This is a genomic window from Schnuerera sp. (assembly GCF_035459645.1).
Classification (GTDB): domain Bacteria; phylum Bacillota; class Clostridia; order Tissierellales; family Tepidimicrobiaceae; genus Schnuerera.
Window position 1 is genome coordinate 1 of record NZ_DATHXO010000388.1, and the last position, 5382, is coordinate 5382.

Annotated in this window: 8 protein-coding genes and 1 tRNA gene; 8 read left to right on the plus strand and 1 reads right to left on the minus strand. The window is 32.1% G+C overall.

Features of this window, described 5'->3' with window-relative positions; all coding sequences use genetic code 11:
• A partial coding sequence (locus VK998_RS09135) for a hypothetical protein (RefSeq protein WP_325227815.1) occupies positions 1-725 on the minus strand: 725 nt, incomplete at its 3' end.
• Here VK998_RS09135 and cysS point away from each other — a divergent pair.
• The 8 genes from cysS to VK998_RS09175 form a co-directional block, all read left to right on the plus strand.
• Complete coding sequence (gene cysS, locus VK998_RS09140; RefSeq protein WP_325227816.1) at positions 661-1749, plus strand: cysteine--tRNA ligase; 1089 nt, start codon at positions 661-663, stop codon at positions 1747-1749. The genes VK998_RS09135 and cysS overlap by 65 nt on opposite strands.
• A 3-nt stretch (positions 1750-1752) precedes the next feature.
• A complete protein-coding gene (locus tag VK998_RS09145; protein ID WP_325227817.1) occupies positions 1753-2181 on the plus strand; it encodes a Mini-ribonuclease 3 in 429 nt (142 codons plus the stop codon).
• A gap of 93 nt (positions 2182-2274) precedes the next feature.
• Entirely contained in the window at positions 2275-3033 is a 759-nt protein-coding gene (thyX, locus tag VK998_RS09150) for an FAD-dependent thymidylate synthase (RefSeq protein ID WP_325227818.1), read from the plus strand.
• A gap of 36 nt (positions 3034-3069) precedes the next feature.
• Positions 3070-3825, plus strand: a complete 756-nt coding sequence (gene rlmB / locus VK998_RS09155) for a 23S rRNA (guanosine(2251)-2'-O)-methyltransferase RlmB (RefSeq protein ID WP_325227819.1) — start codon at positions 3070-3072, stop codon at positions 3823-3825.
• Entirely contained in the window at positions 3800-4333 is a 534-nt protein-coding gene (locus tag VK998_RS09160; RefSeq protein WP_325227821.1) for an NYN domain-containing protein, read from the plus strand. The genes rlmB and VK998_RS09160 overlap by 26 nt, the downstream gene beginning before the upstream one ends.
• An 80-nt stretch (positions 4334-4413) precedes the next feature.
• Complete coding sequence (gene sigH / locus VK998_RS09165) at positions 4414-5061, plus strand: RNA polymerase sporulation sigma factor SigH (protein WP_325227822.1); 648 nt, start codon at positions 4414-4416, stop codon at positions 5059-5061.
• A 58-nt stretch (positions 5062-5119) separates the two neighbouring features.
• Positions 5120-5195, plus strand: a tRNA-Thr gene (locus tag VK998_RS09170).
• 65 nt (positions 5196-5260) lie between these two features.
• Positions 5261-5382: GTP-binding protein (locus tag VK998_RS09175; RefSeq protein WP_325225739.1), on the plus strand; the 122-nt coding region annotated here is incomplete at its 3' end.

A 5382-nucleotide genomic window follows, 5' to 3' on the forward strand; every position in this document is an offset into this window, starting at 1 on the left:
GCAGAAGCTAATCGTCTATCCAAGGCGTTTAATCCTTGATTTAATCTAAATTGATACGCAGGAGATTCCTTAATCGAATTAGGATCTTTTAGTAATTCAAACAGTCCTGATTGGGATACGAAAGGATTAGCTTCCATCCTCTCAATAGGAGTAGGCGTATTTTGTAGAAACTCATTTAATCCACTAGTGGATACATAAGGATTGTCTTGTGCAAAATCCAGAGGAGATTGCCGATTAGGTGCATCAGGAAGATTAGGAGAAGTTTGCATGAACTCATTTAATCTTTGAGCATATCCAGGTCTATAATCCCCCCAAGGATCGGCCCGTTCCGCTGCTCGCCTATTAGCTTCTTCTAGATCCTCTGCTTCTCCTTGTCGTTTAAAGTAATCATAAAGACTTAATCCTGCACCGACTAGGGGAGTGCCATACTCAATGAGATCGGATAAATCAAATCCACCTCCTCCTCCTGATCCTCCTCCACTCTCAGGAGATTCAGTATTTCCAGATCCTGAGGTAACATTAAACAAATCTTGAGGATCAGAGGGAATAATACTATCCATCACATCCTCTGTAGGAGTAACTTCTCCCGTATTCGGCTCAATCGTATATTCAGCAAATAAATATATAGAAGCATTTATTGAAGATGCAAAAGGCTTAAATTTGTATGAAGAAAAGACAATGCATCCAAAGGCTACAGATTTTATCCAATCTATGATTGAATTCATAGAAGGTTTAATAGATAAAGGTGCAGCTTATAATGTAGATGGGAATGTATATTTTAATGTAAATAGGGCAAAAGATTATGGCAAATTATCTAAAAAAAGTATAGATGATTTGAAGTCTGGTGCAAGAGTAGATATCAATCAGGAAAAAAAGAATCCTATGGATTTTGCATTATGGAAAAAAGCGAAAGAGGGGGAACCTTATTGGAATAGCCCTTGGGGAAAAGGAAGACCTGGTTGGCATATAGAGTGTTCAGTTATGGCAAAGACTCTTTTAGGAGAAACTATAGATATTCATGCGGGAGGAGAAGATTTACAATTTCCTCATCATGAAAATGAAATAGCTCAGTCTGAAACATTGACAGAAAAACCCTTTGCAAACTATTGGTTGCACAATGGGATGCTTACTATAGACAATCAAAAAATGTCTAAATCATTGGGGAATTTTTTTACAGTAAAAGATATTGGAAAAGAATTTGATTTAGAAGTTTTAAGGTTTTTCCTATTATCTGCCCATTATAGAAGTCCTATAAACTTTAGCAGAGATGTAATGGAACAGTTAAGAAATGGGTTGGAAAGATTGTATAATGGGAAATCAAATTTAGAGTATTTGCTTGATAAGGCTTTAGATAGAGAATTGACTGAAGTAGAAAAAGATATATTAAAGAAAATAGATGAATATAAATATGATTTTGTTGAAAACATGGAAGATGATATTAATACTGCAGATGCTATATCTAGTTTGTTTGAAATTGTAAAATATTCAAATTCCAATTTTAATGAAAAAACTCCTAAATTTGTGATACAATATACTTATGATAATTTAATAGAACTATCTAAAATACTAGGAATTTTGTATAAAAAAGATGAAATACTTGAAGAAGAAATATTAAAACTAATTGGAAAAAGGACTAAGGCAAGAAAAGAAAAAAACTACCAATTAGCAGATGAGATTCGAGATGAATTAAAAGAAAAAGGTATTATACTAGAAGATACACAAGAAGGAGTGAAATGGAAAAGAGTTTAGCTTATGGAAAAAGGATATGTAAATACTTTTAGGAATATAAATAGGAATTTAAATGTGAATGATATAAATACGCTTTCTCCCCTTCAATTAGCTTATATAGGAGATGCAGTATATGAATTATGTGTAAGGACTTATCTATTGAATAAAGGCATTCCGGTTAATACACTACACAAGGAAACTACTCAGTATGTTAAGGCTAAATCTCAATCAAATATAGTTCATGCTTTAGCAAATATATTGACAGATGAAGAAAAGTCTTTGGTTAGAAGAGGAAGGAATGCAAAGACCAACTCTATCCCTAAGAATGCTGAGCTAATGGACTATAAATATGCTACTGGTTTTGAATCTTTGATAGGTTATTTATATTTAGCAGGACGAGACAATAGGATGGTAGAATTATTCGACAAAATAATTCATCTTCCTACTATATAGTAATATGAGTTGAGAATTAACTAAAGTATCGTCTAAATATAGGAGTTGAATATTTATATAATATTAATTAAAACTAAAGAAAAGGGGGAAAATATGAAGGTAGAATTATTAAGATATACACCGGATGGAGAAAAGTTAATTGCATCTGCAGCAAAGTTATGTTATTCATCTGTAGGTATTAGCAATATTGAAGAAAGTCTTAATAAGGAAAATACTAATAAGTTTTTAAGTATGTTAGTAGAGCTAGGACATGAGTCTCCTATAGAACATATAAGTTTTACCTTTGGAGTGGAAGGAGTTTCAAGGACTTTAAGTCATCAACTTGTTAGACATAGAATTGCAAGTTATTCACAACAATCCCAGAGATATGTAAAATTAGATCAATTTGAATATATAATCCCTCCTTCCATTGAGGAGAACTCAGAAGCTAAAAAATTGTTTACAGAAGCTATGGAAAAGGATCAGCAATATTATGATAAAATAACCCAAATCTTATTTGAAAAATATTTAAAAGAATATTTAGAACAAGGAGTAAAAGAAAAAGAAGCTAAGCAAAAATCTGAAAAACAAGCTATAGAAGATGCACGTTATGTATTTCCTAATGCATGTGAAACCAAAATAGTCTTTACTATGAATGCTAGAACCTTATTGAATTTTTTTAAACTCAGAACTTGTAATAGAGCCCAGTGGGAGATAAGACGGTTGGCAATAGAAATGCTTAGATTAGTAAAGAAAATATATCCGGTTCTTTTTAAAGAGGCAGGGCCTGCATGTTTAAAAGGACCTTGTCCAGAAGGAAGTATGACTTGTGGAGAAATAGCACAAGTAAGAAAGAAGTTCAAAGAAATGTAATTTTGAAGTAGAAAACATAGAAAGTAGGAGTAAATAATGGATGAACAATATATATTTGGAAGGAATCCTGTTTTAGAAATTCTAAAATCGGGAAAAGAGATTGAAAAAATTTTTATTATAAAGGGTGAATTGAAAGGCTCCATCAATAAAATAATTGGTATAGCAAAAAATAGAAATATTATAATACAACAGGTGGAGAAACAGAAACTAGATCAAATAGCTAAAGGAAGCTCCCATCAAGGAGTTGTTGCTTTAGTTACTCCTTATGTCTATTTTTCTATAGATGATATTTTGAAAAAAGCAGAAAGCTTAGAAGAGCCTCCATTCGTAATAATTCTCGATGAAATTAAGGATCCTCATAATTTAGGATCTATTATTCGTACTGCTGAATGTGGAGGAGCTCATGGTATAATAATACCTAAAAGAAGAGCTGCCCATGTAACATCAACAGTTTATAAAAGTTCAGCTGGAGCAGTGGAACATATGATGATTGCAAAGGTTAACAATATTTCTGATACAATAGAAGAATTGAAAGATAAAGGTTTTTGGATATATGGTGCTGATATAGAAAGTGAAGAATATTATTTTAACACTGATTTAGGAGGACCTGTTGCTTTAGTCATAGGCAGTGAAGGCAAAGGGATATCTAGGCTTGTAAAAGAAAAATGTGATTTTTTATTAAAAATTCCTATGCTTGGTAAGGTTTCTTCTCTAAATGCATCTAATGCTGCCTCTATATTAATATATGAAGTGGTTAAACAAAGCTATGAAAAGAAAAGAAAAAAAATATAAAGAATATCTTTTTGTTGATGGCTATAATATCATAAATTCTTGGGACAATCTTAGAGAATTAAGTAGTTTAAATTTGGAGGTAGCAAGGGAAGAACTAATAGAAACTATGGCGGAATATCAACATTATTCAGATATTAAAATTATTGTAGTTTTTGATGCCCATATGGTAAAGGGGAATAATGGGAAAAAAGAAAAGGTTAAAGGCGTTGAAGTAGTATTTACAAAGGAGAATGAAACGGCAGACCAATATATAGAAAAAACATTAGATGATATTGGTAGAATAAAGCGAGTTAGGGTTGCTACTTCGGATTGGATGGAGCAACAAATAATATTAGGAAGGGGAGGAACAAGAATTTCTGCTAGAGAACTAGAAGTTGAAATATTTAATCAAAGGAATTTAATAAAGAAAAAGAAAAACAAAGAAAAAGATAAAACCGAATTATTTATAGGCAGATTAGATGAAGAAGTACTAAGAAAACTTAATAAATGGGGGAAAAATAGTAAATAACTTGACTACTAACTATTATTTAATTATAATTTAGTTAATTATGGGGTGTGTTTCAAACATGGTTTTGGAGGGGATGTTTGGTGGGTCTTGGATTATACAATGAGTTAGATATGACTCTTTACGAAAATATGGAGGATGAAGATATAGTAGAAGAAGCCAAAACTGGCGATCCTCAAGCATTAGAATATTTAATAACGAAATATAAAAATTTTGTTAGAGTAAAAGCAAGAGCGTACTTTTTAGTAGGTGCTGATAAAGAAGATATTATTCAAGAAGGAATGATAGGTTTATATAAAGCTACCCGTGATTACAGAAGGGACAAGCTAACTTCATTCAAAGCTTTTGCAGAACTTTGTATTACAAGGCAGATAATTACAGCAATAAAAACCGCTACTAGGCAAAAACATATTCCATTAAATTCATATATATCGCTAAATAAACCGATATATGATGAAGAATCGGATAGGACATTATTAGATGTAATATCTGGTGCAAAAATTACAGATCCAGAGGAATTAATAATTAGTAGCGAAGAACTCTACTCAATGGAAAATAAAATTGTTGAACTATTAAGTGATTTGGAATGGGAAGTACTTATGGCTTATTTAGATGGAAAATCTTATCAAGAAATTGCCGAAGAATTAGAAAGGCATGTCAAAAGCATTGATAATGCATTGCAGAGGGTCAAACGGAAACTCGAAAGGTACTTAGAATTAAAGGAATATTAAAAATACCTATTGACAATAAAATATCTTGGTAGTAAAATATGTTACAGTGGTTTCAGATGCCCATGTAGCTCAGTAGGTGGAGCACTTGCATGGTAAGCAAGAGGTCACCGGTTCAAGTCCGGTCATGGGCTCCAAAAAATGAAAGAAACACCCGGAAGAGTTTTCTTGAGTAATTATATCATTTAAGGAGGAATAGATAATGGGAAAAGCAAAATTTGAAAGGACTAAACCTCACGTAAACATAGGAACAATAGGTCACGTAGACCATGGTAAAACAACATTAACAGCAGCAATAACAATGGTGTTAAATAGTAGATTTGG